This window comes from Plantactinospora sonchi (assembly GCF_036422035.1).
GTDB lineage: Bacteria > Actinomycetota > Actinomycetes > Mycobacteriales > Micromonosporaceae > Plantactinospora > Plantactinospora sonchi.
Window position 1 is genome coordinate 14,569 of the sequence record NZ_JAZGQK010000024.1, and the last position, 26,934, is coordinate 41,502.

Genomic DNA, 26,934 nt, shown 5'->3' on the forward strand with positions numbered 1-26,934 from the left:
GCCGGTCAGGACAGGCCCGTGGCCCACGGGTAGCCCTTGAGGTAGGGGTCCGGCTTGATCGGTTGGCCGGAGTTCCAGACCTCCTTGATCTGGCCGTCCGGCTGGACCAGGCCGATCCTGGCCGTCTTGTAGACGTGCTGGTTCTCCCCGTCGATGGTGACGGTCCCCTCCGGCGCCTCCAGGGTGATGCCGCCGGCCGCCTTCCTGACCGCCTCGACCTCCACGCTGCCGGCCTTCTTGACCGCCGCCGCCCAGAGGTGGACCGCGTTGTAGCCGGCCTCCATCGGGTCGGAGGTGACCTTGCCCGCGCCGTACTTGCCCTTGAACGCCTTCACGAAGGTGTCGTTCCGGGCGCCGGTGGTGGTCTGGTAGTAGTTCCAGGCGACCAGGTGGCCGGCGACGTTCTCCGGGCCGATGCCGACGACCTCTTCCTCGGCGACGCTGACCGAGACGGTCGGCATCGCCTCGGCGGTGATCCCGCTGCTGCGCAGTTGCTTGAAGAAGGCGACGTTGCTGTCTCCGTTGAGGGTGTTGAATACGGCGTCCGGCTGGGCCTGCTGGAGCTTGTTGACCACCGTGCTGTACTCGGTGTGGCCGAGCGGGGTGTACTCCTCGCCGAGCACGGTCATCCCGTTCGCCGCCGCGTACGCCTTGATGATCTTGTTTGCGGTACGCGGGAAGACATAGTCGCTGCCGACCAGGAAGAGGCTCTTCGCGCCCTGCTCCTTCAGGTAGTCGAGGCCGGGCACGATCTGCTGGTTGGTGGTCGCCCCGGTGTAGAAGATGTACGGGGAGCTCTCCAGCCCCTCGTACTGCACCGGGTACCAGAGCAGTGCCTTGTTGCGCTCGAAGACCGGCAGCATGGCCTTGCGGCTGGCCGAGGTCCAACCGCCGAAGACAGTGGCGACCCGGTCGGCGGAGATGAGTTTCTGGGCCTTCTCGGCGAAGGTGGGCCAGTCGGAGGCGCCGTCCTCGACCACCGCCTCGATCCGCTTGCCGAGCAGCCCGCCGGCCGCGTTGATCTCCTCGATGGCGAGCAGTTCGGCGTCCCGTACGGTGACCTCGCTGATCGCCATGGTGCCGCTCAGCGAGTGCAGGATGCCGACCTTGATGGTGTCTCCGCCGCCGGCACCCGACGCCGCCGTCGGGTCCTCGGCACATCCTCCGGCAGCCAGCAGCACCGTCACCGCGGCCAGCACGACCAGCCCGGCGTGCCGCCTCTTCGCGCCTCGTGGCATCCAACTACCCCTTTCGACGAGGGCCGCTGCGTAGTGCCACGAACCGTAGGAATGAAGGATTTCATGAATCTGAGTACCTCGATGTCTGTCGTGTTAACGAAACCTCACAGCCGAATCGATCTCCATCAACTACACACCCCAGCTATACACCCCATGTATACGCGTCATGTAGAGTCCGATTCATGTCGATCGGACAAACCTTCCTGGGCCTGCTGGAGAGCAGCCCTCGGCACGGCTACGAGCTGAAACGGCTCTACGACGAACGCTTCGGCCAGGCCCGGCCGCTGCACTACGGGCAGGTCTACTCCACCCTCGCCCGACTGTTGCGCAGCGGCCTCGTCGAGGTCGACGGAGTGGAGCCGGGCGCCGGCCCGGAGCGGAAGCGCTACGCGATCACCTCCGCCGGGGTGACCGACGTCGAGCGCTGGCTGGCCCAGCCGGAGAAGCCGGACATCTACCTGCAGAACACCCTCTACGCCAAGGTGGTGCTCGGCCTGCTGACCGGCCGCGACGCCGCCGACATCCTCGACGTCCAGCGCACCGAGCACCTGCGGGAGATGCGCGAGCTGACCCGCCGCAAGGCCGCCGGCGACCTCGCCGACCAGCTCATCTGCGACTTCGCGCTGTTCCACCTCGAGGCCGACCTGCGGTGGCTGGAGCTGACCGCGGCCCGACTCGACCAACTCGCCAGGACGCTGCACATCCCGGCCCCGCGCCCCGACGCCGCCCCCGGGCTCGACAGGAGTACGACGTGACCAGCACCGCCAGCACCGACGACCGTCCACTGCTCTCGGCGGTCGACCTGCACAAGGCGTACGGCTCGACCCCGGCGCTCGACGGCGCCAGCCTGCACGTCCGGGCCGGCGAGATCGTCGCGGTGATGGGCTCCTCCGGCTCCGGAAAGTCGACCCTGCTGCACTGCATGGCCGGAATCGTCCGGGCCGACGCCGGCCAGGTGCGCTACCGCGACCGGGAACTGACCACGATGTCCGACGCCGAACGCAGCGCGCTGCGCCGCGGCGACTTCGGTTTCGTCTTCCAGTTCGGCCAACTGGTGCCCGAACTGACCTGCCTGGAGAACGTCGCACTGCCGCTGCGACTCGGCGGGATCCGGCGGCGGGAGGCGGAGCGCCGGGCCGCCGAGTGGCTGGGCCGGCTCGAGGTCACCGACGTGTCGGGCCAACGTCCCGGCGAGGTCTCCGGTGGCCAGGGCCAACGGGTCGCGGTGGCCCGGGCCCTGGTCACCGCACCCCGGGTGGTCTTCGCCGACGAGCCGACCGGCGCCCTCGACTCGCTCAACGGCGAACAGGTGATGCGACTGCTCACCGAGGCGGCCCGGCACACCGGGGCGGCGGTGGTACTGGTCACCCACGAGCCCCGGGTCGCCGCGTACGCCGACCGGGAGGTTGTGGTGCGCGACGGCCGTACCCGCGAGACCGCGTTGGCGCAGCGGTGACGGCCGGCCGTCGCGGCCCGGGCTGGGCCGCGGACCTCGCCCTCGGTGCCCGGCTGGTCTTCGCCGGCGGGCGCAACGGACTGCTCCGGACCCTGATGACCGCCGTCGGCGTGGGTCTCGGCGTGGCGTTGCTGCTGACCAGTACCTCCGTCTCCACCATGCTGGAAGGACGATCGGACCGCACCGCCGCCCGCGACGACCAGTTCTTCGGCGTCGACCAGCCGCCGCCCAGCGACCGGACCCTGCTGGTCACCACGGCCGACACCGTCTACCGGGGCATCCAGATCCGCGGTCGGATGCTCCAGCCGGACGGGGCACGGCCGCCGGTGCCGCCGGGACTGAGCCGGCTGCCCGGCACCGGCGAGATGGTCGTCTCCCCCGCGCTGGCCGACCTGCTCGCCTCGCCGGACGGGGCGCTGCTCCGGCCCCGTCTCGACCACCGGGTCGTCGGCACCATCGCCGACCAGGGTCTCTCCGGCCCCGGCGAGTACAGCTACTACCTCGGCACCGACCGACTCAGCCCGGGTGGCGGCACCTTCCGGATCGACCACTTCGGTACCGAGTCCACCAGCGAGGGCCTCGACCCGGTGCTGATGCTGCTCGTACTGATCATCTTTGTCGTGCTGCTGTTGCCGATCGCGGTCTTCATCGCCGCCGCGGTCCGGTTCGGCGGCGAGGCCCGGGACCGGCGGCTCGCGGCGCTGCGGCTCGTCGGCGCGGACGCGGCGATGACCCGCCGGGTCGCCGCCGGCGAGGCCCTGGTCGGCGCCCTCTTCGGTCTGCTCGTCGGTGTGGTCCTCTTCCTGCTCGGCCGGCAACTCGTCGAACAGGTGCGGCTCCAGGAGATCAGCGTCTTCGCCTCCGACGTCCGGCCCAGCCCGGCGCTCGCGGTGCTGATCGCCCTGGCCGTGCCGGCGATGGCCGTCGCCGTCGCCCAGCTCGCGCTGCGTCGCATCGTCGTCGAACCCCTCGGCGTGGTACGCCGCTCCACCGCCCGTCGCCGCCGCCTCTGGTGGCGGCTGGTCCTGCCGGTCGTCGGCGCCGCGCTGCTCGCCCCGCTGCTCGGCGGGATCGACCAGACCAGCGGAGCCTTCAACCAGGCCCAGGTGATCATCGGGGTGGTGCTCCTGCTGATCGGGGTCGCCGCACTGCTGCCGTGGGTGGTCGAAGCGGTGGTCCGACGGCTGAAGAGCGGCAGTGTCTCCTGGCAGCTCGCCATCCGCCGGCTCCAGCTCGACACCGAGTCCTCGGCCCGGATGGTCGGCGGCGTCGCGGTCGCGGTCGCCGGCGGCATCGCCCTGCAGATGCTCTTCGCCGGCGTCCAGCACAACTACGTCGCGGACACCGGCCAGGACGTGAACCGGGCACAGGCGATGGTGCTGGTCCACGAGGAGCTGCCCGGGACCGACCTCGGCCCGCTGACCGAACGGTTCCGCGACGTTCCCGGGGTCGACGGGGTGGTCACCGCCCTCGACATCACCATGACGGCCGCCGGTTCGAAACCCGACGAGTACGGCGAACGTCCCGCCGTCCTGCTCCGGATCGGCGACTGTGCCGCGCTGCGGGAACTCGCCACCCTGGACCGGTGCGCCGACGGGGACGTCTTCCGAGCCGTCGACCAGGACTTCCCGGACCAGAACTCGCCGAACCTGCCCGACCCCGGGCAGCGGATGGAGATCGGCTACCAGGACCCGGCCACCGCCACCCGGTGGACCGTACCGGCCGGGACGCGGACCGTACCGGTCCGCGACGACCCCGGCGCGGGCCGGGTGACCGGCATCCTCGCCACCCCCGGCGCCCTCGACCTGGCCGCGCTGCGCGGGCTGGACGCCCGGGTCTTCCTCACCGCCGATCTCGCCCGACCCGACACCATCGAACTGGTCCGTAACGCGGCGGCCGAGGTCACCCCGACGGCGGTGGTCCAGACACTGCGGGTCACCCAGGAGGCCAACCGGTTCGCCCAGATCCGGCGCGGCCTGTACATCGGCGTGGTGGCGACCCTGCTGCTGCTCGGTGCCAGCCTGCTGGTCGGCATCCTGGAGCAGCTCCGGGAACGACGACGGGTGCTCGCCGTGCTGGTCGCGTTCGGCACCCGACGCAGCACGCTGAGCTGGTCCGTGCTCTGGCAGACCGCCCTACCGGTACTGCTCGGCCTGGTTCTCGCCATCCTGCTCGGTACGGCCCTCGGCGGCACCCTGCTCGCCATGGTCAACGAACCGGTACGCCTCGACTGGTCGAGCATCGCCGGCATGTCCGGCCTCGCCACGGCGGTGGTCCTGGTGGTGACGGCGTTCAGCGTGCCGGTGCTCTGGCGCCTGCTCCGCCCCGCCGGCCTCCGCACCGAGTGAAAGGAGGGGGCCCTTCCTATCGTTTCTGTATAGGAAGGGCCCCCTCCTAACTCAGCTTCCGACCGCGATGGCGAAGACGTGCATGGTCGGTATGTTGGCCGCCGCCCGTGCACTGATGTTCGGCAGTTCCACCCGGGCGACCGGCTTGTTCTGGATCGCCACGCTCACCTGGTAGACGCAGGCGGACACCGTCTCCCGCTGGTTGCCGGGCCGGTTCTGGTACGCGGTGACGACCGCGGCGACCCCACTGGCGTGCGGGCCGCCGTACCAGTCCGGGGTGCTGAGCGTGAATGTCTGGCGGGCGCCGTCGGCGTAGACCACCGCGGCGGTTCCCGACACCGCACCGTAGGTGCCGGTCAGCAGGAAACTGAGCGTGCGCCCCGTACCCGTCACGCTGATGGCCTGCCCCGAGGCGATGGCGTTGTCGGCGCCGCCCGCGGCGACGTTGGGCCAGCGGAAGTTCACCCCGTTGCGGCTGACCGTGCTGCCCGGGGTGATCCCGGCCTGGGCCAGGGCCTGCGCGGAGAGGCTGGCGCCGTTGCCGTCGAAGTTCCCGGCGCCGGTGTTGGTGTCGTTGGTGGTGCTGGCGTTGGTGAAGCTCTGTTCGAGGCTCGGGGTGGTGGCGACCGACCCGGTGGCCCGGTAGGTACGCCCGGCCTGCACGGTGAGTTCCACGAGGTCGGTCTCGATCCGCGTGGTCCGGGCCGGGGTGCCGTCGGCGGTGTCGACGACGGTGTGGTTGGTGGTGAAGAGCCGGCCGCGCAGTCGGACGGTGCCGGGCCGGTCCGCCCGGACGAGGATCTCGGTCGCCTGGCCGCCGTTCCAGGTGATGCCCACGGTGTGTCCACCTCGGCCCCGCAGACCGCTCACCCGCCCGTTCGGCCAGGCCGCCGGCAGGGCGGGCAGGATGTGCAGTTCACCGTTGTGGCTGTGCAGCAGCATCTCGGCGATGCCGGCGGTGGCGCCGAAGTTCCCGTCGATCTGGAACGGCGGGTGCAGGTCGAACATGTTCGGGGCCAGGCGCGCGGGGGTGGCGAGGTAGCGGATCAGGTCGTGGGACCGGTTGCCCTCCTCCATCCGCGCCCAGAAGTTGATTTTCCAGGCCAGTGACCAGCCGGTCCCGTCGTCGCCGCGGAGCTCCAGGGTCCGCCGGGCCGCCTCGAACAACTGCGGCGTGCCACGCTTGGTGATCTGGTTGCTCGGGGCCAGTCCGTAGAGGTGTGAGACGTGCCGGTGGTTCCGCTCGGTCTCCACCCAGTCGTAGAGCCACTCCATGATGTTGCCGCGCGAACCGACCTTCATCGGCGCGAGTCGGTCCCGGGCGGCCCGGACCTGGGTCCGGAAGGCGGCGTCCACGTTGAGGATCTCGCTGGCCCGGGCGCACCCGTCGAAGAGGTCCCGCAGGATCTGGTTGTCCATGGTCGGCCCAGCGCACACGCTGGCGTTCGAGTGGTGGCTGAGCTCCGGCGAGTTCGACGGGTTCGTCACCAGGTAACCCAGGGAAGGCTCGGTCACCAGGGTGTCGAGGAAGAACTGCGCCGCGCCCCTCATCGCCGGGTAGTTGGCCCGGAGGAACTCGATGTCGCCGTTGAACAGGTAGTGGTCCCAGATCATGGTGGCCAGCCACGCGCCGCCGGTCTGCCACATGCCCCAGAACGCACCGTCGACCACCGAGGTGGCCCGCCAGGCGTCGGTGTTGTGGTGGGTGACCCAGCCGCCGGCGCCGTACTGCACCTGGGCGGTCCGGGCACCGCTGACCGAGAGATCCCTGATCATGTCGAAGACCGGGCTGTGGCACTCGGCCAGGTTGGTCGTGTTGGCGGGCCAGTAGTTCATCGGCAGGTTCGCGTTGATGGTGTACTTCGAGTCCCACGCCGGGGTCAGCGAGTCGTTCCAGATGCCCTGGAGGTTGGCCGGCTGGGTGCCGGGGCGCGAGGACGAGATCAACAGGTACCGGCCGAACTGGAACAGCAGCGCGGAGAACTGCGGGTCGCTGACGCTGTTGTGCTGCGCGATCCGGACGTCGGTCGGCTGGTCCGCCGCCGAGGTACGCCCCAGATCGAGGCTGACCCGCCCGAACAGCGCCTGGTAGTCGGCCACGTGCCGGCCACGGAGTTGCTCGTAGCCGCTGGCCCGGGCCGCGGTGAGGTGTCGCCGCGCGATGCCCTGGTAGTCGCCGCTGACGTTGCGGTAGTTGACGTAGCTGGAGCCGATCGAGACCAGCAGGGTGACACTGGTGGCGTTGGTGACCCGGAGCGTGCCACCGGAACTCGTCGCGGTGCCGCCGCTGACCGCGGCGTTGGCCAGGGCGAGGAACCGGACCGCCCCGGTGACGCCCTCCTGGTTGCCGGAGACGCCGTCGAGGGCGATGGTGCTGCCGTCCGGGCTGGAGACCGAGGTACGTTGCGGGCTGTCGAAGGTGGCGGTGAAGGTGATCGACCCGGCGCGGTCGGCGGTCAGGCGCATCGCGATGACCTGGTCCGGTGCGCTGGCGAAGACCTCCCGCTGGTACCGCACCCCGTTCACCACGTACGTCACCGAGGTGGTCGCGGTGGTCAGGTCCAACTGTCGGTCGTACTGCGACGCCCCACCCGAAGGGAAGGTCAGTCGGAGGTTGCCGACCGTCTGGTACGCCAGCTGTCCGACAGGGTTGCCGAGCATGTTCTGGTTGATCAGATCCTGGGCCTGGGTCCACTGGTTCGCGAACACCAGCCGCCGGATCTCCGCCAGCGTCGCCTGACCCCGGGGGTTGGCGGGGTCGTGCGGGCCGCCGGCCCAGACCGTGTCCTCGTTGAGCTGTAGGCGTTCCGTGTCGACGTTGCCGAAAACCATCGCCCCGAGCCGGCCGTTGCCGATCGGGAGCGCCCGCAGCCAGTCGGTTCCGGCGGGCTCGTCGTACCAGAGCGCCAGGTCGCCGGCGGCCAGCACCTGTGGTGGCGCCGCTGAGTCCGCCCGGGCCGCGGCGGTCCACGGCAGCGGCAGCATGGCGCCGGTCGCGCCGGCCGCGCCGATCTTGAGGACCTGTCGTCGGGTCAGGTCTGACATCGATCCTCCAACCGGTGACCGATCCGGTCACCTCGAAGCGTGGGAAGCAGGGAAATCGGTCAGCGGCTCGCACGGCGGCACGGGACCGGCCCACCTGAGGAGGCCACCGACAGCCCGCACATCGCCAGACATCAGATGTGTTTCGCGAAGGTTACTCCCGCTCCACAGGATAGGCAATAGTCGATAGACGGCCCCGATGTCGGGTGTCCACACTCCCCGACCCGCCATCACCCGGGCAGACTGCGGCTGCGAACGACAACGCCCGGGGAGGCGGGGCCGCCCCGGACAGCGCACGCCAGCACGAGGGCCGGTACGCAACACCGACTGCCGCCGACATACATCAGATGTAGCCGCCGATGCCCGGAACGTCAGCCGGGGATCGGATCCGACCTGCCGGATCCGCCGGCTCCGGATCCCTCCGGGGAACACCGGTGCCGAGAGCAGCCCCGACAGCGAGTCTGACCTCGACGGCGACAAACGTCCGACGTCTCTATAGTGGTGGGGACGCGGGCCCGCCCCGGGCGGCGGTCCACGACGGCGGCGCGGCCGGACCGGCCCGAAGGGAGCGTGGATGGCACTGACCGACGACGCGATCGCGAAGCTCCGGAGCATGATCCAGAGCGGCGAACTGCCGCCGGGCGCACGGCTGCCGCCGGAGCCGCAACTGGCCACGCAGATGGGCCTGTCCCGCAGCGGCGTCCGGGAAGCGGTCAAGGTGCTGGAGTCGGCCCGGGTCCTCGACGTACGGCGCGGCGACGGCACGTACGTCACCAGCCTCGCCCCTCGGCTCCTGCTGGAAGGCCTCGGCCTCGCGGTGGAACTGCTCCGCGACGACACGCTCCTGGAGGTGATGGAGGTGCGTCGGATGTTGGAACCGGTGGCCACCGGCATGGCGGCGCTGCGGATGACCGAGGCCCAACTCGACGAGCTCGCCCAGATCCTGGAGGACATGCGGGCCGCGGCCGACGACGCCGAGAAGCTGATCCGGTTCGACACCGCCTTCCACCACACCGTCATCGCCACCACCGGCAACGAGACCCTCACCTCGCTGCTGGACGGGCTGTCCAGCCGCACGCTGCGGGCCCGGGTGTGGCGCGGGCTGATCGAGGGCAACGCGGCACACAAGACCATCGACGAGCACCACGCGATCTACCTCGCACTGCGCTCGCGCGACCAACTGCTCGCCCACGCCAGCGCACTGATGCACGTCAACACCTCCGAAGCGTGGCTGCGTACGGTGCTCGCCGCCAACGGGGCCGACGGATAGCCGGCAGGGTGTGCCGCGCGCATCCGGACCACACGTGGCAGCGGGTCGCACCGCGGGCGTGGCCTGCGGTCCGGCCCGCGGTCCGGACCGAAGGCCACCGGGCGTTGCCAGCGGGATCGCGGACCGCCACCCGTCGGCAGAGGCGGCAGGGTCGCCTCCCGTCGGCAGGAGGGTAGGGGGCACGATCGCCTCCAGCGCGGGCCGGTCAGTCTGACCTGGGCAGCAAGACCAGCCGCCAGGGTCAGACGTCAGACGTTCGGGTCCGGACTCCCCGAGTGTCACTTCGACGACGACCTCCCGGTGCGCGCCGGTGATCGGCGATCATCCTTTCCGCGCCGCCGCCCCGGTCGGCGTGGCTGCCCATCGCGGACCGTCCGGGAACCGGTAGTCGGCCAACGACGCGGCGAGGATCTCCGCGCTCATCCCCGGCACGCTGGGGGCGAGGTACCGCCCGTCGCTGATCCGTACCGGATCCGCGAAATGCTCGTGCAGGTGGTCGACGTACTCGATGGCCCGATCCTCGGTGCCGCCGCTGACCGCGACGAAGTCGAACATGGCCAGGTGCTGCACCAGTTCGCACAGACCCACCCCACCGGCGTGCGGGCACACCGGCACCCCGAACTTCGCGGCGAGCAGCAGGATCGCCAGGTTCTCGTTGACCCCGGCGACGCGGCAGGCATCGATCTGCAGCACGTCGATGGCGTCGGCCTGGAGCAGCTGTTTGAACATCACCGCGTTGTGTACGTGCTCGCCGGTGGCGACCTTGACCGGGGCGAGGGCCTTGCGCACGGCGGCGTGCCCGAGCACGTCGTCCGGCGACGTCGGCTCCTCGATCCAGTACGGGTCGAACGTGGCCAGCTCCCGCATCCACCGGATCGCGTCGGGTACGCCCCAGATCTGGTTGGCGTCGACCGCGATGCGGATGTCGGGTCCGACCGCCCGCCGGGCGATACCCATCCGGCGTACGTCGTCGGCCAGGTTCCCGCCGACCTTGAGCTTGATCAGCCGGTACCCCGCCTCGACCGCCTCCCCGCAGAGCCGGGCCAGCTTCTCGTCGTCGTAGCCCAGCCAGCCCGGGGTCGTGGTGTACGCCGGGTAACCCTCGGCGAGCAGCAGCCGCTCGCGCTCCGCCCGCCCGCCCTCGGCGGCCCGCAGCACCGCCAGCGCCTCCTCCTCGGTCAGGGCGTCGCGCAGGTAACGGAAGTCGACCTGGCCGACGAGTTGCTCCGGGCTGAGGTCGGCGAGCAGCTTCCACAGCGGCTTGCCCGCCCGCCGGGCGGCGAGGTCCCACACCGCGTTCACCAGACCGCCGGCGGCCATGTGCACGACCCCCTTCTCCGGGCCCAGCCAGCGGATCTGGCTGTCGCCGACGAGTCGGCGGGCCAGTGCCCCCGGGTCGGCGGTCAGCTCGTCGACGGGTTGGCCGACCACCATCGCGGCGAGCGACCGCACCGCCGCGACCTGGATCTCGGTGCCCCGCCCGACGGTGAAGACCAGGCCGTGCCCCTCGGCCCCGGCGGTGGTGCGCAACCGGATGTAGGCGGCGGAGTAGTCCGGAAAGGGGTTCATCGCGTCCGACCCGTCGCGGTGCCGGGACGTGGGGAACCGTACGTCGATGGTTTCTACGGACGAGATGTGCTCACTCACCGGAACTCCTGGAGGATCGAACAGCTGGCCTGGTCGTACCCGGACCCGTCGGTCCGCCCCGCGATGGCCCGGCCGGCGGGCCCGGCCGCCTCATGTCTGGGCCTTGCCTCCGGTGATGCGGGAGACCACCAGCGCCACCAGGATGACGGTGCCGTTGAGGAAGTTCGTCCACTGCGCGGGTACCCCGGCCAGGGTCAACACGTTGATGATCATGAACAGCAGCAGTACGCCGGTGAAGGCCCCGAAGACGCTGCCCTTGCCGCCGTTGAGACTGACCCCGCCGATCACCGCCGCTGCGAAGACCTGGAAGATCGCGCCGCTGCCCTGGGCCGCCGGCACCGCCGCGAGCCGACCACTGATCAGCAGACCGGCGAGCGCCGCGAGGACACTGGCCACGACGAGGGCGATCCACAACACCCGGTCCGTCCGGATACCCGCCGCGCGGGCGGCGTCGGGGTTGCCGCCGATCGCGTACAACGCCCGGCCGGCACGGGTGTAGCCGAGAACCACGATCCCGGCGGCGAACAGCAGCAGCGACACCCAGATCGAGGCCGGCACCCCCACCCAGACGGCGGAGCCGAGGTACGTCATCGACTCCGGCAGCGCGAAGAAGGTCTGACCGCCGGAGATCCCGGTGAGCAGTCCACGCAGGACGATGAGCATGCCCAGAGTGACGATGAAGCCGTTGAGGCCGAACCGGACGATGAGCAGACCGTTGAAGGCGCCGACGAGGGCGCCGACGAGCAGGACCACCGGGACCGCCCACGCGGCCGGCAGTACGTCGAGCCCCAGACCCCGGGTCACGGCGGGGTCGACGATCAGCCAGGCCGCGATGCCGGGCGCGAGGCCGAATGTCGACTCCAGCGACAGGTCCATCTTGCCGGTGATCAGCACGATGGTCTGGGCAAGGACCAGGATGCCGATCTCCGACATGCTCTGCAGCACGTTGATGATGTTGTCGGAGCTGAGGAAGACCGGGTTGACGATCGATCCGACGATCGCGACCGCGATGATCGCCGGTACCAGGGCAAGATCGCGCAGCCGGGCGACGGCCAGGGTCCGTGACGAGGACGGCGACCGCGACGACGGCGACGAGGGCGGCGGCGCGGCCGGCGGTGTGGCGGTGGACAACGTCTCAGACACGGTGGAGATCCACCCCTTCCATGGCGGCTACCAGATCGTTGTCGCTCCAGCCGTGGGCCATCTCGCCGACGACCCGGCCCTGGAACATGACCAGCACGCGATCGCAGATCCGCAGGTCGTCGAGCTCGTCGGAGACCACCACCACGGTCGTGCCGCGACGGCGTACGTCCGCCACGACACCGAGGAGGGTCTGCTTGGAGCGCACGTCGACACCGGCGGTCGGCGTGATGAGCACCAGCAGCTTCGGGTCGCTGGCCAGCGCCCGGCCCATGACCACCTTCTGCTGGTTGCCCCCGGACAGTTCGGCGACCGGCACCTGCGGCCCGGACGCCTTGATGGCCAGACCGGCGATGGTGTCCCGGGCCAGAGCGTCGCGCCGGGCCGACGAGATCAGACCCCGTCGCTCGATCCGTTCCGGCACGGTCATCGTGACGTTCTCCGCGATGGACAGCAGCGGCACCAGACCCTCCCGGTGCCGGTCCTGCGGAACCAGCCCGACGCCGGCGTCGAGGGCGTCGGGCACACTGCCCGGACGCAGTACGCGGCCGTCGACCGCGACGGTCCCGCCCGCCCGGGGCGCCAGTCCGACGATCGCCTCGGCGACCTCGACCTTGCCGCTGCCACCGCCGCCCGCGATGCCGACGACCTCGCCGGCCCGGGCCGTCATCGACAACTCGGCACCGGAGGAGGTGACCAGGTCGCGCACGGAGAGCATCACCGGAGCGTCGGGTGCCACCGGTTGGTGCCCGGCCTCGGACATGGTCACGTCCTCACCGGTCATCGCCGCGACCAACGCCGGACGGCTCAGCTCGGCGACCGGGGCGGTGACGATGTGCCGGGCGTCGCGGAAGACCGTCACCTGGTCACAGATCTCGTAGATCTCCTGGAGATGGTGACTGATGAACAGGAACGTCACCCCCTGTTCGCGCAGGTCCCGGATCCGGCTGAACAGCCGGTTGATCCCGGCCGCGTCGAGCTGGGCGGTCGGCTCGTCGAGGATGATGAACCGGGCACCGAAGGAGAGTGCCCGGGCGATCTCCACGAACTGCCGCTGCTCGACCGAGAGCGTCGAAGCCGGCTGGCGTACGTCGACCTCGACCGACCACGCCGCCAGCAGGCGCTCGGCCGCACGGCGCAGGGCCGACCAGCGGATCAGCCCGTCCCGGCCCCGGGCGTGCCGGTTCAGGAACAGGTTCTCCGCCACGGTGAGGGTGGGAATGATCGTCGATTTCTGGTAGACGCAGGCCACCCGCTGCCGCCAGGCGTCGCGGTCGCCCAACGGCGGCGCCGGACGTCCGTCGAACGCCACGGCACCGTCGTCGGCGGCCTGCAAACCGGTGAGAATGCTGACCAGCGTCGACTTCCCGGCGCCGTTGCGTCCGACCAGGGCGTGCGTCTCCCCGGGGCGGACCACGATTCCCGCGTCGGACAGGGCGACGGTGGACCCGAATCGCTTGGTGATGTGCACGGCCTCGACGACGGGCCGCCCGTCGCCGGCCGGCCCGTCGACCCGGCCCGGTGGGGCGGCGGCACTCATCCGGCGTTGCCCCACAGCGACGCGCCGTCGAACTTCAGGGTCGGCTCACCGGCGACCGGCGCACCGTCCAGGGTCACCAGCGGCGCCGGGAGCTGGTCCTCGAGCAGCCCGTCCCGTACCTGGATGATGGTGCTGCCGTGCTCGGTCGGGCCGGGCTGGAAGGTCTTGCCCTCGATCGCCGCCTTCACGTACTCCAGTCCGTACCTGGCGTACAGGTCGGCCGGCTGGCTGACGGTCGCGTCGATCAGGCCCTCGCCGATGTTCTTCAGTTCCTCCGGGATGCCGTCGTTCGAGACGACGAAGACGTGCCGGGGGTCGGTCGGCGGGACCTGCAGGCCACGCTGCTTGAGGATCTGGAGGGTGCCCGACAGCGCGAACGAGGACTGCATGTAGACGCCCCTGATGTCCGGGTCCGAGGCGAAGCGGGTCTGCAGCTTCGCCGCCGCCACGTCCGCCTTCCAGTCGGTGGCCTCGCCGAAGACGGTGATTCCGGGGAACTTGTCGCGCATGCACTCGTTGAAGGCCTCGGTGCGGTCCCGGCCGTTGATCGAGTCGAGGCCGCCCTGGAGCATCACCACCTTGCCCTTGCCGCCGAGCCTGGTGCCGAGGAACTGGCACGCCTTGATGCCGTAGGCGCGGTTGTCGGCCCGTACCACCATGAAGACGTTGCCGCTGTCCGGCCTGGTGTCGATGGTGACCACCGGGATCTTCTTCGCGTCCAACTGCGCCAGGGTCGGTGCGATCGCCGCGGTGTCCTGCGGCGCCATCACCACACCCTTGACGCCCTGGCTCATGAAGGTCTGGGCGTTGGAGATCAGGTTCGCGATGTCGTTCTGCGAGTTGGTCGTCTTCAGTTCGACGCCCAACTCGTCCGCGAACCGCGGCACGTACCGGATGTACGAGTTCCAGAAGTCCGTGTCGGAGCGCGGGTAGTCGACGCCGACGAGCAGTGGGGACCCGCTGGATCCGGTGCCCTCACCGCAGCCGGCGGTGAACGTGGCCGATACGCCGAGCATCATCGTCAGCCCCGCCGTCAGCAGGGCTCTCCGGTTGATCATTCGTTCTCCATGTCTGCGACGTCGTTCGACGGGTCGCCACGACCACACCGGGGCGCGACGCGGACGTCGGACGCGTGGATGCCGGACTCGGTGTCCTGGAAACACTCGGCCGCACCGGGGCGGCCAGCAGTGGACGACGGATGGGAGACGGACGGGACATGCCTGTCCCTCCGAAACGCAGGGTGGCGGGGGTGCGTGGTCGCGTGCTCAGACATCAGACGTTAGGGGTTTCCATCGCGTAACGTCAACGGCCTGCTGTCCCCGAATTCCATGCTCTGGCCACTGATCGATCGGAAGGGGGCGGCACAGGACGCCGGATACATCCTATGAATAGCGCGACGTCGCCTGAGGTGGCACACGGCGGAGGACGCCGGCCGACCATCGCGTCGACAGCCCCGGTCCGCGTCAGGGAGCGACGGCAGCGGACCTGAGGCGGTGCTGCCGGTCACCGCGAGGCTCGGGGGCGGTTCCTGCTCACGCAGGAGCGATGTGCGAACGTTAACATCGATGCTCCTGAGAGGACCAGGGTGCTTCGTGCATCCGCTCCCCAGCGGTGCGGGTCAGCCGGGCTGAACGGCGGCCGTCGCCGGCACGTCGAGGTACGCGGCGGCCTGGGTCAGGTAGAGCTCGGCGTACGTGCCGTGGAGCGCCATCAGCTCGTCGTGACCGCCGTGCTCGGTGATCCGGCCAGATTCGAGCACGTAGATGTGGTCGGCGTACCGGACGCCGGAGAACCGGTGCGAGATCAGCAGCACCGTACGGCCGGCGAACAGCGTCCTGATCCGGGCGAAGAGGTCGGCCTCGGCACGCGGATCGAGGGAGGCGGTCGGCTCGTCCAGCACCAGCAACGGCGCGTCCCGGAAGAACGCCCGGGCCAACGCGACCCGCTGCCACTGCCCGAGCGAGAGGTCGACACCGTCGTCGAACTCGGGGCTCAGCACCGTGTCGTACCGGCGGGGCAGGCGGTCGAGGAACGGGGCCGCACCCGCCAGCCGGGCGGCCGCCTGGATCCGCCCGGTCTCGGCCGCGACCTCGGCGCGCCCCATCGCCACGTTGTCCGCCGCGGTCAACCGGTACCGCAGAAAGTCCTGTAACACGACGGCGGACGTCGCCCGCAGGACGCCGGGGTCACGGACCGGTTCGCCGTCCCACCGCACCACGCCGGAGTCCGGCCGGTACAGCCCGGTGACCACCTTCGCCAGGGTCGACTTGCCCGAGCCGTTCTCGCCGACCAGGGCCACCACCTGGCCCGCCCGCAGTTCCAGGGACGCCTCGCTGAGTGCCGGCCGGGCGGCTCCCGGGTAGCGGAAGGTCACCCGGTCGGCCGCCAACCGGGTGAAGGAGGGGGCGCCCGGCTCCACGGCCGTCCGACCCCCACCATCGCCTGCCCCGGCGGTGAAGGCGCGCAGGTCGTCGACGAACAGCACGGTGCCACCCGCCGCGCCCAGCATCATCACCACGAGCCGAAGCTGGGTGGACATCAGGTACAGGGCGCCCAGCGCGGTCAGCGCGGCGGCGAACTCCACCCGCCCGGTATGCAGGAGTAGGACGACACCGGCGACGGCGGCGGCGACAACGAGGTCGCCCAGAATCCGGGCGACGATCGTACGCCAGGCGAACGACCGTACGAAGTGCCGCTCTTTCTCGATCGCCTCCGCGTACCGGCTCCCCAACCGCCGGCGCAGCTCGCCACCGGTGCCGTAGGCGCGGAGCTCGGCCGCCTCACGACGTCCGGTGAGCAGTTGCAGGAGGTAGCGACGGGACCGACGGTTCTCGGCCAGCTCGGTCTGCAGGCCGAAGTCGCGACGCCGCCTCTCGGCCGCCACCCGCAGCGCCGGCAGCGCCGCCAGCAGCAGCACGGGCAGCAGCCACCAGGTGACCATGGTGACCGCCGCCGCGACCGCGAGCAGTGACGCGAGCATGCGGACGACCGTGACCGTCGTGGTCAGCAGGGTGGTGACGTGTTGCTCGGCGGCCCGCACTGCCCGCTCCACCCGGTCGTGGAACTCGGGCCGGTCGAACTCGACCAACTCGGCCGCGCTGGCCGTCGCGGCGACCAGGTCGGTGGTCACCGACTCGGTCCTCAGCTTCAGCACCTGTTCCAGTACGCCGCCGGCTATGTGCAGTGCGTTGCCGAGCAGTGCGGCGAGCCCGAGCAGGGCCAGACCGGTGACAACCGGTCGGATGCTGCCCCGGTCGCCGGCGAGGCGGAGCGCGTCGCCGAGCACCGTACGCAGCAGCAGCAGCGCGACCCCGAGCCCCAGCGCCGCCACGAGTTGCACGGCGAGCAGTGCGACCAACCGGACCCGGTCGGCACGCCACGCCAGGCCGACGACAAACGTGACCGCGCCGAGGGTCTGTCCGGGCCAGCGGCGGGCGCCGGGGGCCGGGCCCGGCCGGTCAACCACGGGAGCCTCGGGCGAGTTGGGTGAGTCCGTCCGCCGGCGCGTGGCCGTTGCCGTTCGGCCTCGGTCGCCCCTCGCCGGCGGAGCGGCACCGGCCCAACGCGTGCCATGCCGTCGCGAGGGCGTTCAGCACCGGAAGCAGAGGTATCGCCTCGGGCGCGAGCCGGTAACTGACCCGCAACGGAACCGGTTGCACCTCCCGCACCACGAGCCGGGCGGCCTGTAGCCGGCGCAGCGTCCGGTCCAACGGTTTGTGGTCGATGCCGAGCACCCTGGCGAGTTCATTGTGGCGCTTCGGTCCATCCACCAACTTGTCGATGACTTCGAGTGTTCCTTTGCAGGAGAGCAACTGCACGGCATCCCCCGCTGAGTGCAGATCCACAATCGTACTCCAACCGTGCTGTGCGATGAGCAGGACAGGCGGCACTACGGCGTGACAATAAGCGGTCACGCACGGGATCTGGAGCGCGAAATCCGTTCTCGGAATGCCGCACAGGCGCCTTCACGGCAGGGATCCAGGCTTCCTATGCCGATCCCTATCCCTCACCCAGCACCATACGTAACATCTCTGAAACACGCAAGACGATCAATCCCGTTCGCCACTTCCCGAGCACCGCCACGCCTTGTCCACTCCCTGTCTGAGCTGCACTTTCATCGTTCCGACCAGGGGAACTGGATGTCCCTTGGGGATACCTCGATGGGCTTGACCGATTCACGTGACCTCGACTTGCATCGATCAGGCAATGGTCCACACAAGAGTTGACCGGAGAAAGGAGCAAAGCATGACCGGGTTGGAGACGAGGGTCGCCGCATACAGCGACCTCGAGCTGGTCGATTACCAGATCAGCCAGGAAGCCTTCTGCTTCAGCATCGGCTTCTGCGTCCAGTTCGCCTGCAACGAGGTGTGCGCCGAGGCCTGCTGGCCGGTGAACCCCAACGCGACCGGAAGTTGCGAGGGCAGCGACTGCTGCTGCAGCTGCTGATCCGCGCACCGCGCCCGGCGCCTCGGCGCCGGGCGCGGTCCCAGCGGTGGCGTTCGCCACCCGTGACGAGGAGACGCTGGTGAACATCTTTCACACCGTGATCGAGGTGTTTCGCATCGTGATCCAGGTGCTGCGTTGCCGTGGCCGGAGCACCGAAGAACTCATCGGCTCGCTTGACGCACCAACCGCAGTCCGCCCACAGCCGCGCGCCGAGGCGCCGGTCACGACGGTCCGCGTCGTCCAGCGACTGCTGTGCGGCCTGCAGAATCCACTCCGTGAGACCGCCGTGACGGCGCGGGTGCTCCGGGCCCTCGGCTACCCCACGGACCTGGTCATCGGCTACGAGCCGGTACCGATGACGGGTGACCGGCGCCTCTTCAGCTGGCTCGAGATCGCCGGCCGGGTCCGTGGGACCAGCATGCCGGCGCAGACCTTCTACCCTCAGCTTTGGCGGTTCCCGGCATGACGACGACGCTCTCGACCACCACCACCGGCGTCACCGGCTGTGTACACGGCGGCCGGCCGACCGGCTTCACCGCGACGCTCGCGTCCACATCCGACGTTCCCGGGCTGACCGTCATCCGCTCCTGCGGTTGCCGCACCACGGCCACCGACGCGCTCCGGATGTCGGCCTTCACCTCGGCCCCCGCCCTCACCGAAACCGTGTGCGACCCGTGGCGCGGCGTCGCACGGCGTGACCCGCTCAGCCAGACGCCGGTGTTCTACCGGCAGACGGCGGACGGTGCCGTGCTGGTCTCCACAGCGGTGGAGGAGGTGACCGGCCCTGACGTCCGTCCCTCGCCACCCGCGGTGGCGACACTGCTGATGGGACACCCGCTGCCGTCTCCCCTGACCCCCTGGGAGGGGGTGTTCCGGCTACCCGCCGGGGCGACGTTGAGCCGCGAGCGGGACGGTCGCCTGCGGATCCAGCTGGACGAGCTGGACTGGCGCACGCTGCTGCCGCCCACCGTGGACCGGCGGAAGGGCACCACCGCGCTGCTGCACGACGCGCTGACCGCCGCCCTGGCCGACGCGCCGACGGACCGCGTGGCGGTCAGCGGCGGACCCGCATCGAGCGTGCTCGCGCTGATCGCGGACCGCACCCCCGACACGCCGGTCCCCGTCCACGTCCACGTCGACCTGCCGCTGCTCGACCGGCGGCGCGGCCTCGTCCAGGACGAGCTGCCCGTGCCGATCGAGGTGACGGACGGAACCCCCCGCTGGGCCGGCGACCGGGACGGTCCCGTTCCGCCCCTGCCCGAACTCTGCGACCCCTGGCCGGCGTGCCTCGCCGGCGCGGCCAGCGCGTACGGGCTGAACGCCCTGCTACCGCCAGCGGACCGGACGACGCCCGTCCAGCGCCTCCTCGGCATGCTGACCGCCGAACAGATCCCCGCGGCCCTGTGGGGCAAGCCGTGGACCGCCGCCCTGCGCGCCCGGCCGCAACCCGGCGAGTCGCCCGTGGCGAGCCTCGGACTGGGCTGGCTGGGCCCGGACGCGCAGGCGGCGCTGAAGACGGCGCAGGCGGGGACGGGACCGGCGAGTCACCTGCTTCCGACCGAACCGCGCGACCGGCGCCTGCACGCCGTGGCCAACGCGGTGACCACGATGCTCGACGGTCGTGGCCTCAGCCGCCTCGACCGACCCGGCGTCAACCACCCGCCGGCCCTGGTCGCCTTCCACCCGGCGGTCGTCGGCGCCGCCCTGCACCGGGCGGCGACCGGCGACCCGGCCGGGCTCGCCGAACTGCTTCCCGGCGGCTGGCGCGGTGCCGACCCGCCGACCGGGGGACGGGACCGGCTCTACGCCGCCGACCACGTCCGGCACCGGCTGGCCACGGACCGGGACCGGGCCGCCCTGCTGGCCCGGGTGCGGGGCAGCGGCTGGGTCCAGGTCGAACCGCTCACCATGGTGCTGAGCGAGCCGGCCGCGCTGCTCCGCAACAGCTGGATGCTGCACCGCCTGCACGCGACGGTGACGGCGTTCCCCGAACTACTGACGGGAGTGCGGTCATGAGGGTGTCACTGCGTCCGGACCTCGTCATCCATCGGACCCCGTTCGCCGGGGCGCTGCTCGTCGACCGGAGATCGCTCACGGTGGTCGAGGTGGACGAGGAGGTCGCCAAGCTGCTCATCGACGGCCGGCCGATCGAGGTCGGCACCCTCCGGGATTCACTGCGCGCCCGGCTCGGGCGGGGCGTGGCCGAGGGATGGCTTCGGGAAGGTGAGACGACGTGAACGAAATGATGATGTTGGCGGTCTGGCTGGTCGGACTCGCGGTGGTCGCGTTCAGCGTGCCCGCCAAGGCCCTTGATCCGCGTACGACCAAGCTCGCGTGGCCGATCACCGGCCGCCGGCTGCGAACCGTCCTCGGGCCGGTGCCGGTCGGCCTGGCCGAGGCGGCAGTACTGGTCCTGGCACTCGTCCCGGCGTTCCCACGTCTGCGGTTCGCCGTCCTCGGGCTGCTCTACGCCGGTTACGCGGTCGCGAGCGCGGCCATGCGCGGCCGGCCGTGCGCCTGCTTCGGCCGCACCCTCGTCACCCGCTTCGGCTGGGGCCACGCCGGCGCCTGCGCCATCCTGGCGTTCGCGTTGCTGGCCGCCGCGCTGCGGACACCGCCGACGGTGACGGCCACCTCCCTCGTCGCACTGGTGGCCGTCGCGGGCGGCGCCGGCGCCTCGATGATCCTGTGGCGGCGGCGTCAGCACGCGGGCCAGCGCGCCACCGATCCGGCACGCATCCCGCACATCCAGCACATCGTCGTGTACGGATCGACCGGCTGCCCCGGCTGCCGGGGGGTGTGGGCGCAGCGGGAGCAGCTCGCCGCGATCGCCGCGCGTCCCGTCGAGTTCCGCCTGCTGGAGGAGGGCCAGTCGGTGGAACAGGCCGGCGGCGCGATCCCAGCCGCGATCGGCTACGACCGGGACGGCGCCGCCGTGTACGGTCCGGTCGTCGGCCTGACCGCCATCCGCGGCCTGCTGACCGCCACCGCACGGACCGGGGGCGGCGCACCGGACGAACCACCGGCCGCCGTCCGGACGGCGTCGGTGGAACCCACCGATGCCCACTCCCCGCGCCGGCATGACCCGACGCTGCTCCGGAGCTGACCGTGACCGCTGGGCCCGCACCGGCGGACGCGGCGCCGGCCGACATCGTCGGCCGGCTGCTGGACCAGCCGGCCCTGGCGACGGTGACCCGCTCGGCCGCCGGCTGGGCCAGCGTCGTGGCGTCACCGGTGGTCCCCTCGGCGGCGCGTCCCGGCACGGTGCTGCGGGTGGTCGACCCACACGGCACGAGCCGGCCCGTCGCCGGGTTGGACGCGCCGGTCGGCGACCCGGTCTGGGCCGAGGCCACCGACCGCCCGCCGCTGCTCGCCGGGTACGCCCTGCGCCACGGCGGGGTCCGCCCCTGGGTTCTCGACACCGGCGCCGACACGGTGACCTGGCCGGCCCTGCCCGGCGAGCCGGCGGGGGCGTCGGGTACGGCACCGCCGATCGCCTGGCTCGGCACCGACCGACTCGTCGTCGCGACCCCCTGCCGGGCCGACGATCCGCCGCCCGTACCGGGAGGCGTCGACACACCGCTCACCTTCGAGGCCGCGCCGTTCTCGCGCGTACGGGTGCTTCCGTCGGCGCGTCCGGCCGCCCCGCTGTGCCACGCCCTGTACGTCGTCGACGTGGCCAGCGGGGCGTCCCGGGCGGTGTCCGGGCCATCCCGCCCGTACCGGGCGCTCCGTGGATGCCCGTGTGGACGGCACCTGGCCGCCCTGGTGGCCGACAGGCCGGAACCGATCGTGTACACGCTGGACGAGCCCGCCGGGTGGCGCTCAATCCCCACGCCGGCCCGGCACGTCGACTGGCTCCGCTCCCCCGACGGAGAACGCCTGGTCGTCGTCCATGCCGATGACGAGCCCGGGCGGACCGTCGTGTCCACGCACGCCGACGGCACCCCGACCTGGACCGGCACCCTGCCGGGCGGACCGTTGGACGTCCGGCGCGAGCGGGACGCCCTCTGGCTCCTCACCGGGCACCCGGACACGGGCGCCGGTCACCTCAGCCTGCTGCGGCCGGGAGCCGAGCCGGTGGTCCGGACCTGGACGCTGGGGGACCACGGGCCACTCCACGAACCCGTCCTCGACGACGTCGACCACACGGACGGTCACCTGCGCTCAGCGTTGAGCGGGCCGACCCGCAACGGCGGCCGTCGCGTCGAGCTGCTCGTCACGGCGGACGACGGCGAGACACTCGTGACGCGGCACCGTCGGGCGCTGCCACCGGGTGCGGCGCCGATCCGGGTCACCGACTGGCGGCGCGGCATCCTGCTGATGGCCGGACCGGGCGACCGGCCGGTGCGCCGGGTGGAGGGCGGCGGTCGGGCGACGCTCAGGCGGACGGCACGGCGTCCGTTGCAGCTGGATCTGGGCGATCCGACCGGGGAGGGGCACACCCGGGTCACCCTCCGACTGCCCGCCGACAATGTTCGGCCCGCCGCCACCGTCGTGTCGATCGTGCCCGGCCGCCGGGGCCCACGGCCCCACGCGCCGGCCGGCCCGATGCCGACCGCGGAGCATCTGCCCTGGCTGACCCGGCTCGGGCTGGCCGTGGCGACCGTCGACGTACGACTGCCGTGGTGGCCGGAGGTACCGGACGAGGAACTTCGCCCCCGGGCGACCGGGGCGATCGCCGCAGCGGTGACGGACCGTCGGCTCGCCGACCACGTGGACCTCGACCGACTCGTCCTGCACGGGCAGAGTTTCGCCGCCACGCTGGCCCTGCTGACGCTCGCCGACACCGACCTGTTCGCCGCCGGCATCGTCGCCAGCGGGGCGTACTGCCGGACGCTGACCCCGCTCGGCTTCCAGTACGAGCGGCGCACCCTGTGGGAGGCCGAACAGGTCTACCGGGACTTCGACGCCGTTCTCGCGGCACCGTCGGTCACTCGCCCGGTGCTGATCCTGCACGGCCAGCAGGACCAGAACCCGGCCACCCCGCCGGAGCAGGCGATCCTGCTGTTCCAGGCGCTGACCGCACTGGGTACGGCCAGCCGGTTGGTCCTCCTCCCCGGTGAGGGCCACCGGGTCCGGAGCCGGGAGGGGCTCGCCGCCGTACTGACTGAACAGGTCTCGTGGGTCCAACGCTGGACCGGTGACCCCGCCCCCGTGACGCGCCCACAGCCCGCCGGCTGTCCCGTCGGCTGACAGGTCCGGCGAACCGACCGCTCGCGGGAGGCGGCGGGCCCGGACGGTGGCGGCGGAACACTCCACTCTCCCGCCACCACCGACCGCCGAACGCGCCGCTCCCGTCAGCACCGACCGCCGAACGCGCCGCTCCCGCCAGCCGGCCGGGTACGCGTCGGCTCAGCCGCCGATCGTCGGACGCAGATCGGCCGCGGGCGGCTGCCAGACGTCCGCCGCCGCCCCGACCTGCTCACCGGAGCGGATGTCCTTCACCTCGTCACCGGTGCCCTCGTCGCCACCCGGGAACCAGACGTACGGGATGCCGCGCCGCTCGGCGTACCGGATCTGCTTGCCGTACTTGGCGGCGGACGGGGCGACCTCGGTCGGAATGCCACGCCGGCGCAGGGCGTCGGCGATCCGGTTGCTCTCCGCCCGCCGCTCCTCGTCGACCAGGGCCACCAGCACACAGGTCGGCACGCTCCGGGAGATGGTCAGCGCGTTCGCGCCGAAGAGCAGGCCGAGCAGTCGGGTCACCCCGATCGAGATGCCCACCCCGGGGAACCGGACGTTCTCGTCGCTGGCCAGGTTGTCGTACCGGCCGCCGGAGCAGACCGAGCCGAACCGCTCGAAGCCGCGCAGCTGGGTCTCGTAGACGGTGCCGGTGTAGTAGTCCAGTCCGCGGGCGATCCGCAGGTCCGCCACGCAGAGCCCGGGAGCGTAGGTGCTGGCGTTCTCCATCACCGCGACCAGTTCGGCGAGGCCCTCGTCGAGCAGCGGGTCGGTCACCCCGAGGGCGCGGACCGCGTCGGCGAACGACGGGTCCGTCGCGGAGATCTCGGCCAGCGCCAGGCATGCCTTGGCCTGCGCGTCGGTCGCCCCGGCGGTCTCGGCCAGCAGCTTCGTCACCCCGTCCGGGCCGACCCGGTCGAGCCGGTCCACCGCCCGCAGCGCGGCCAGCGGGTCGGCCAGGCCGATGCCCCGGTAGAAGCCCTCCAGGACCTTGCGGTTGTTGACCTGGATGAGGATCGGCAACCGTCCGTCGGTACCGCCGATCGGCAGCCCGGCGAGCGCGTCGCCGATCACCAGCGGGATCTCGGCCTCGTAGTGTGGAGGCAGGGTGTCCCGGTCGACGACGTCGATGTCAGCCTGGAGGAACTCCCGGTAGCGTCCCTCCTGCGGGCGCTCACCCCGCCACACCTTCTGGATCTGGTAGCGCCGGAACGGGAACTGGAGTTTGCCGGCGTTCTCCAGGACGTAGCGGGCGAACGGCACGGTCAGGTCGAAGTGCAGCCCGAGGCTGCCCTCCCCGGCGGAGGCGCCCGCCTCCTCCTGCAACCGGCTGATCAGGTAGACCTCCTTCGAGGTCTCCCCCTTGCGCAGCAACTGCTCCAGCGGCTCCACCGCGCGGGTCTCCAGCGGCGCGAAGCCGTACAGCTCGAACGTGCTCCGGAGGCGGTCGAGGACGTACTGCTCGATCATCCGCTGCGGCGGCGCCCACTCCGGGAAACCGGAGATCGGTCGTGGCTTGCTCATGATGCTCGGTGCTCCTGTCGGATCTCGCGCGACGAGCGCGAGCGGGGATTACCAGCCTCGGGTGGACGGCGCCCGACTCGGCCCGTCGAGGTCTGCGACCTCGATCAGGTACGGGTTGCTCGTCCGCTCGCGGCCGATGGAGGTCGCGGGGCCGTGGCCGGGCAGCACGACGGTGTCGTCGGCGAGCGGGAGGATCTTCTCCCGCAGGCTCGTCAGCATCGCCGGCAGGCTGCCGCCCGGCAGGTCGGTGCGGCCGATCGAACCGGCGAACAGGACATCGCCCGCCAGGCAGATCTGCTCCGCCGCCCAGTCCACGCCAGGTGGAAGGGGCAGGTCGGACCGGACGGCCGGGCCCGCGCCCGGCAGCCGGAACAGCACCGACCCGCCGGTATGGCCCGGTGCGTGGTCGACGGTGATCTCCAACCCGGCCAGCGCCAGGGTCGCCCCGTCGGTCAGCTCGGCGACGTCCTCCGGCTCGGCGTACGGCAGCCGTCCACCGAACAGGCTGGTCAGGTCCGCGGAGAGCCCCTTGGCCGGATCGGCCAGCATCTCCCGGTCGCCCGGGTGCACATAGGCGGTGATCCCCCGGGCCCCGCAGACCGGGGCGACCGAGAAGGTGTGGTCGAGGTGGCCGTGGGTGAGCAGCACGGCGGCCGGCCGCAGCCGATGCTCGGCCAGCAGCGCGTCGAGTTGATCGATGACTCCGATGCCGGGGTCGACCACGACACACTGTTCCCCGGGCGCGGTGGCCACCACGTAACAGTTGGTGCCGAAGGCGTCCGCGGGGAAGCCGGCGACGAGCACGTCCGCTCCCTCCACTTCACGGTTGGCTCCGCCCACCCTATCCGTCACCGGTCGCGCGGACGCGACCATATCCACCGGCCGGGAGGCCGCCGGAGGGGCAGTGATAATCTCCGATGGTTTCGGGGTGACCTCGTACAACACTTTCCCAGTCGGTACCCGTACACTCTGGCGGGCGTGTGGCGTGGCGCACTTGACGCCGCGACGGCGGAGCACGCTGTCGGCCAGCACACATCGGGTACGGCGACCAGAGGTCGGCGACGACCAGGGGCACATGGAAAGGGGAGCTCGGGTGGCTTCCAGCAAGGACCGGCAGCGCAAACTGGCGCGGGCCAAGCTCGACCGCCAGATGGCCCGGCGGGCGGCCTCGACCCGGCGCAAGCGGCAGGTCCGGGCCGGTATCGGCTCCGCCCTGGCGCTGCTGCTGATCGCCCTCGGCTCGTTCTGGGCACTCGGCGGCTTCGACTCCGAGCCGACCAACGACCCGGCCGCCATGGACGTCTGCGCCTGGACGACGCAGGACACCCAGGTCAACACGAACCTGAAGGACGTCGGCACGCCGCCCACCCGCGACCTCCCGACCACCGGCACCCGCCCGATGACGATCACCACCAACCAGGGCGAGCCGGTCACGGTCCAGTTGGATCTCGCCAAGGCGCCCTGCGCCGCCGCCAGCTTCACCCACCTGGCCGGCAAGGCCTTCTTCGACAACACCAAGTGCAGCGAGATCACCACCGAGGGGGCGGTGCGCTGCGGCGACCCGACCGACACCGGGTTCGGCGGTCCGACGTACACCTTCTTCGACGAGAACGTGCCGGCCGGATCGGCGGACGACCCCTCGGCGACCCCGTCGGCCGAGCCGTCCGGAACCCCCACCACGACCGCCTCGGCCAGCCCGTCCGGCAGCCCCTCGCCGAGCCCGTCGGCGACCGCCGCGTCCGCCCGCTACCCGGCCGGCACGGTGGCGATGATCGGCACCCCGCCGGGGGCCAACGGCAGCCAGTTCCTGATCTTCTTCAAGGACTTCGTCACCGCCGAGCCGAAGTACTCGGTGGTGGGCACCGTCACGGCCGGCCTCGACGTGATCAAGAAGATCGGTGCCCTGGAGACCGTGGACAATGGTTCTGGCAGCAAGGTGAAGCCGAAGACCGACGTGGTGATCCAGAGCCTCACGGTCGGCGAGCCGTCCTCGACCGACCCGACGGCGGTACCGCCGGCGAGCACGCCACCGGCGTCGCCCTCGGCCAGTCCGACGGCTGCCGGAGTTTCCTGAGCACCCCAGACCGCCCCAGACCACC

Annotated in this window: 21 protein-coding genes; 11 read left to right on the top strand and 10 right to left on the bottom strand. The window is 71.4% G+C overall.

The genetic code is table 11. The features are described 5' to 3' along the window. Nucleotides 1-5 precede the first annotated feature (5 nt). Entirely contained in the window at nt 6-1,238 is a 1,233-nt protein-coding gene (gene urtA / locus V1633_RS25815) for an urea ABC transporter substrate-binding protein (RefSeq protein WP_331216994.1), read from the bottom strand. A gap of 182 nt (nt 1,239-1,420) precedes the next feature. On the opposite strand from urtA, the gene V1633_RS25820 reads away from it, so the two are divergent. The 3 genes from V1633_RS25820 to V1633_RS25830 are packed head-to-tail and all read left to right on the top strand — an operon-like array spanning nt 1,421 to nt 5,042. Continuing rightward, nucleotides 1,421-1,993 carry a PadR family transcriptional regulator gene (locus V1633_RS25820; RefSeq protein ID WP_331216995.1) on the top strand — a complete coding sequence of 191 codons (573 nt, stop codon included), beginning with the start codon at nt 1,421-1,423 and terminating at the stop codon, nt 1,991-1,993. Further along, nucleotides 1,990-2,694 carry an ABC transporter ATP-binding protein gene (locus V1633_RS25825; RefSeq protein ID WP_331216996.1) on the top strand — a complete coding sequence of 235 codons (705 nt, stop codon included), beginning with the start codon at nt 1,990-1,992 and terminating at the stop codon, nt 2,692-2,694. Before V1633_RS25820 ends, V1633_RS25825 begins: the two co-directional genes overlap by 4 nt. Next, nucleotides 2,691-5,042 (top strand): FtsX-like permease family protein, encoded by a 2,352-nt coding sequence (locus tag V1633_RS25830; protein ID WP_331216997.1) that lies wholly within the window; start codon nt 2,691-2,693, stop codon nt 5,040-5,042. The genes V1633_RS25825 and V1633_RS25830 overlap by 4 nt, the downstream gene beginning before the upstream one ends. Nucleotides 5,043-5,093: 51 nt before the next feature. On the opposite strand, the gene V1633_RS25835 is transcribed toward V1633_RS25830, so the two are convergent. After that, nucleotides 5,094-8,087 carry a glycoside hydrolase family 95 protein gene (locus V1633_RS25835; RefSeq protein WP_331216998.1) on the bottom strand — a complete coding sequence of 998 codons (2,994 nt, stop codon included), beginning with the start codon at nt 8,085-8,087 and terminating at the stop codon, nt 5,094-5,096. Nucleotides 8,088-8,658: 571 nt separating this feature from the next. On the opposite strand from V1633_RS25835, the gene V1633_RS25840 reads away from it, so the two are divergent. After that, nucleotides 8,659-9,354 carry a FadR/GntR family transcriptional regulator gene (locus V1633_RS25840; protein WP_331216999.1) on the top strand — a complete coding sequence of 232 codons (696 nt, stop codon included), beginning with the start codon at nt 8,659-8,661 and terminating at the stop codon, nt 9,352-9,354. 321 nt (nt 9,355-9,675) lie between these two features. Here the strand turns inward: V1633_RS25840 and V1633_RS25845 are convergent, their stop codons facing one another. The 6 genes from V1633_RS25845 to V1633_RS25870 all read right to left on the bottom strand — a co-directional run bounded on the left by V1633_RS25845 (nt 9,676) and on the right by V1633_RS25870 (nt 17,595). After that, nucleotides 9,676-11,001 carry an enolase C-terminal domain-like protein gene (locus tag V1633_RS25845; protein ID WP_331217000.1) on the bottom strand — a complete coding sequence of 442 codons (1,326 nt, stop codon included), beginning with the start codon at nt 10,999-11,001 and terminating at the stop codon, nt 9,676-9,678. A gap of 90 nt (nt 11,002-11,091) precedes the next feature. Further along, a complete protein-coding gene (locus V1633_RS25850) occupies nt 11,092-12,144 on the bottom strand; it encodes an ABC transporter permease (RefSeq protein ID WP_331217001.1) in 1,053 nt (350 codons plus the stop codon). Further along, nucleotides 12,137-13,681, bottom strand: coding sequence for a sugar ABC transporter ATP-binding protein (locus V1633_RS25855; RefSeq protein WP_331217002.1), 1,545 nt, complete (start codon nt 13,679-13,681; stop codon nt 12,137-12,139). Before V1633_RS25855 ends, V1633_RS25850 begins: the two co-directional genes overlap by 8 nt. Next, nucleotides 13,678-14,739 (bottom strand): sugar ABC transporter substrate-binding protein, encoded by a 1,062-nt coding sequence (locus V1633_RS25860; protein ID WP_331217003.1) that lies wholly within the window; start codon nt 14,737-14,739, stop codon nt 13,678-13,680. The genes V1633_RS25855 and V1633_RS25860 overlap by 4 nt, the downstream gene beginning before the upstream one ends. A gap of 560 nt (nt 14,740-15,299) precedes the next feature. After that, on the bottom strand, nt 15,300-17,147 hold the full coding sequence (locus V1633_RS25865; protein WP_331217004.1) for an ABC transporter ATP-binding protein: 1,848 nt from the start codon (nt 17,145-17,147) through the stop codon (nt 15,300-15,302). Further along, nucleotides 17,140-17,595 carry a winged helix-turn-helix transcriptional regulator gene (locus V1633_RS25870; protein WP_331217005.1) on the bottom strand — a complete coding sequence of 152 codons (456 nt, stop codon included), beginning with the start codon at nt 17,593-17,595 and terminating at the stop codon, nt 17,140-17,142. Before V1633_RS25870 ends, V1633_RS25865 begins: the two co-directional genes overlap by 8 nt. 331 nt (nt 17,596-17,926) lie before the next feature. On the opposite strand from V1633_RS25870, the gene V1633_RS25875 reads away from it, so the two are divergent. From V1633_RS25875 to V1633_RS25900, 6 genes are read left to right on the top strand one after another with little or no spacing between them, the layout of a single operon-like run. Further along, the gene (locus tag V1633_RS25875; RefSeq protein ID WP_331217006.1) at nt 17,927-18,127 is read left to right on the top strand and encodes a hypothetical protein; all 201 of its coding nucleotides are present in this window, start codon (nt 17,927-17,929) and stop codon (nt 18,125-18,127) included. 46 nt (nt 18,128-18,173) lie between these two features. Continuing rightward, nucleotides 18,174-18,593 (top strand): hypothetical protein, encoded by a 420-nt coding sequence (locus V1633_RS25880; protein WP_331217007.1) that lies wholly within the window; start codon nt 18,174-18,176, stop codon nt 18,591-18,593. Next, nucleotides 18,590-20,143, top strand: a complete 1,554-nt coding sequence (locus V1633_RS25885; RefSeq protein WP_331217008.1) for a hypothetical protein — start codon at nt 18,590-18,592, stop codon at nt 20,141-20,143. Before V1633_RS25880 ends, V1633_RS25885 begins: the two co-directional genes overlap by 4 nt. Next, nucleotides 20,140-20,364 (top strand): hypothetical protein, encoded by a 225-nt coding sequence (locus V1633_RS25890; RefSeq protein ID WP_331217009.1) that lies wholly within the window; start codon nt 20,140-20,142, stop codon nt 20,362-20,364. Before V1633_RS25885 ends, V1633_RS25890 begins: the two co-directional genes overlap by 4 nt. Continuing rightward, the gene (locus tag V1633_RS25895; protein ID WP_331217010.1) at nt 20,361-21,233 is read left to right on the top strand and encodes a hypothetical protein; all 873 of its coding nucleotides are present in this window, start codon (nt 20,361-20,363) and stop codon (nt 21,231-21,233) included. Before V1633_RS25890 ends, V1633_RS25895 begins: the two co-directional genes overlap by 4 nt. A gap of 2 nt (nt 21,234-21,235) precedes the next feature. Beyond that, complete coding sequence (locus V1633_RS25900; RefSeq protein WP_331217011.1) at nt 21,236-23,323, top strand: prolyl oligopeptidase family serine peptidase; 2,088 nt, start codon at nt 21,236-21,238, stop codon at nt 23,321-23,323. Nucleotides 23,324-23,482: 159 nt separating this feature from the next. Here V1633_RS25900 and hisS read toward each other — a convergent pair whose 3' ends face one another. Continuing rightward, on the bottom strand, nt 23,483-24,835 hold the full coding sequence (hisS, locus tag V1633_RS25905) for a histidine--tRNA ligase (protein WP_331217012.1): 1,353 nt from the start codon (nt 24,833-24,835) through the stop codon (nt 23,483-23,485). Nucleotides 24,836-24,883: 48 nt separating this feature from the next. Beyond that, nucleotides 24,884-25,639: an MBL fold metallo-hydrolase gene (locus V1633_RS25910; RefSeq protein WP_331217098.1), complete on the bottom strand. Its 756-nt coding sequence runs from the start codon at nt 25,637-25,639 to the stop codon at nt 24,884-24,886. A 289-nt stretch (nt 25,640-25,928) separates the two neighbouring features. On the opposite strand from V1633_RS25910, the gene V1633_RS25915 reads away from it, so the two are divergent. Beyond that, nucleotides 25,929-26,909: a peptidylprolyl isomerase gene (locus V1633_RS25915; protein WP_331217013.1), complete on the top strand. Its 981-nt coding sequence runs from the start codon at nt 25,929-25,931 to the stop codon at nt 26,907-26,909. Nucleotides 26,910-26,934 lie beyond the last annotated feature (25 nt).

Coding starts and splice junctions, on each gene's coding strand:
- urtA (WP_331216994.1), bottom strand. CDS start 1,238: ATGCCACGAGGCGCGAAGAGGCGGCACGCCGGGCTGGTCGTGCTGGCC.
- V1633_RS25820 (WP_331216995.1), top strand. CDS start 1,421: ATGTCGATCGGACAAACCTTCCTGGGCCTGCTGGAGAGCAGCCCTCGG.
- V1633_RS25835 (WP_331216998.1), bottom strand. CDS start 8,087: ATGTCAGACCTGACCCGACGACAGGTCCTCAAGATCGGCGCGGCCGGC.
- V1633_RS25840 (WP_331216999.1), top strand. CDS start 8,659: ATGGCACTGACCGACGACGCGATCGCGAAGCTCCGGAGCATGATCCAG.
- V1633_RS25855 (WP_331217002.1), bottom strand. CDS start 13,681: ATGAGTGCCGCCGCCCCACCGGGCCGGGTCGACGGGCCGGCCGGCGAC.
- V1633_RS25860 (WP_331217003.1), bottom strand. CDS start 14,739: ATGATCAACCGGAGAGCCCTGCTGACGGCGGGGCTGACGATGATGCTC.
- V1633_RS25875 (WP_331217006.1), top strand. CDS start 17,927: ATGACCGGGTTGGAGACGAGGGTCGCCGCATACAGCGACCTCGAGCTG.
- V1633_RS25885 (WP_331217008.1), top strand. CDS start 18,590: ATGACGACGACGCTCTCGACCACCACCACCGGCGTCACCGGCTGTGTA.
- V1633_RS25890 (WP_331217009.1), top strand. CDS start 20,140: ATGAGGGTGTCACTGCGTCCGGACCTCGTCATCCATCGGACCCCGTTC.
- hisS (WP_331217012.1), bottom strand. CDS start 24,835: ATGAGCAAGCCACGACCGATCTCCGGTTTCCCGGAGTGGGCGCCGCCG.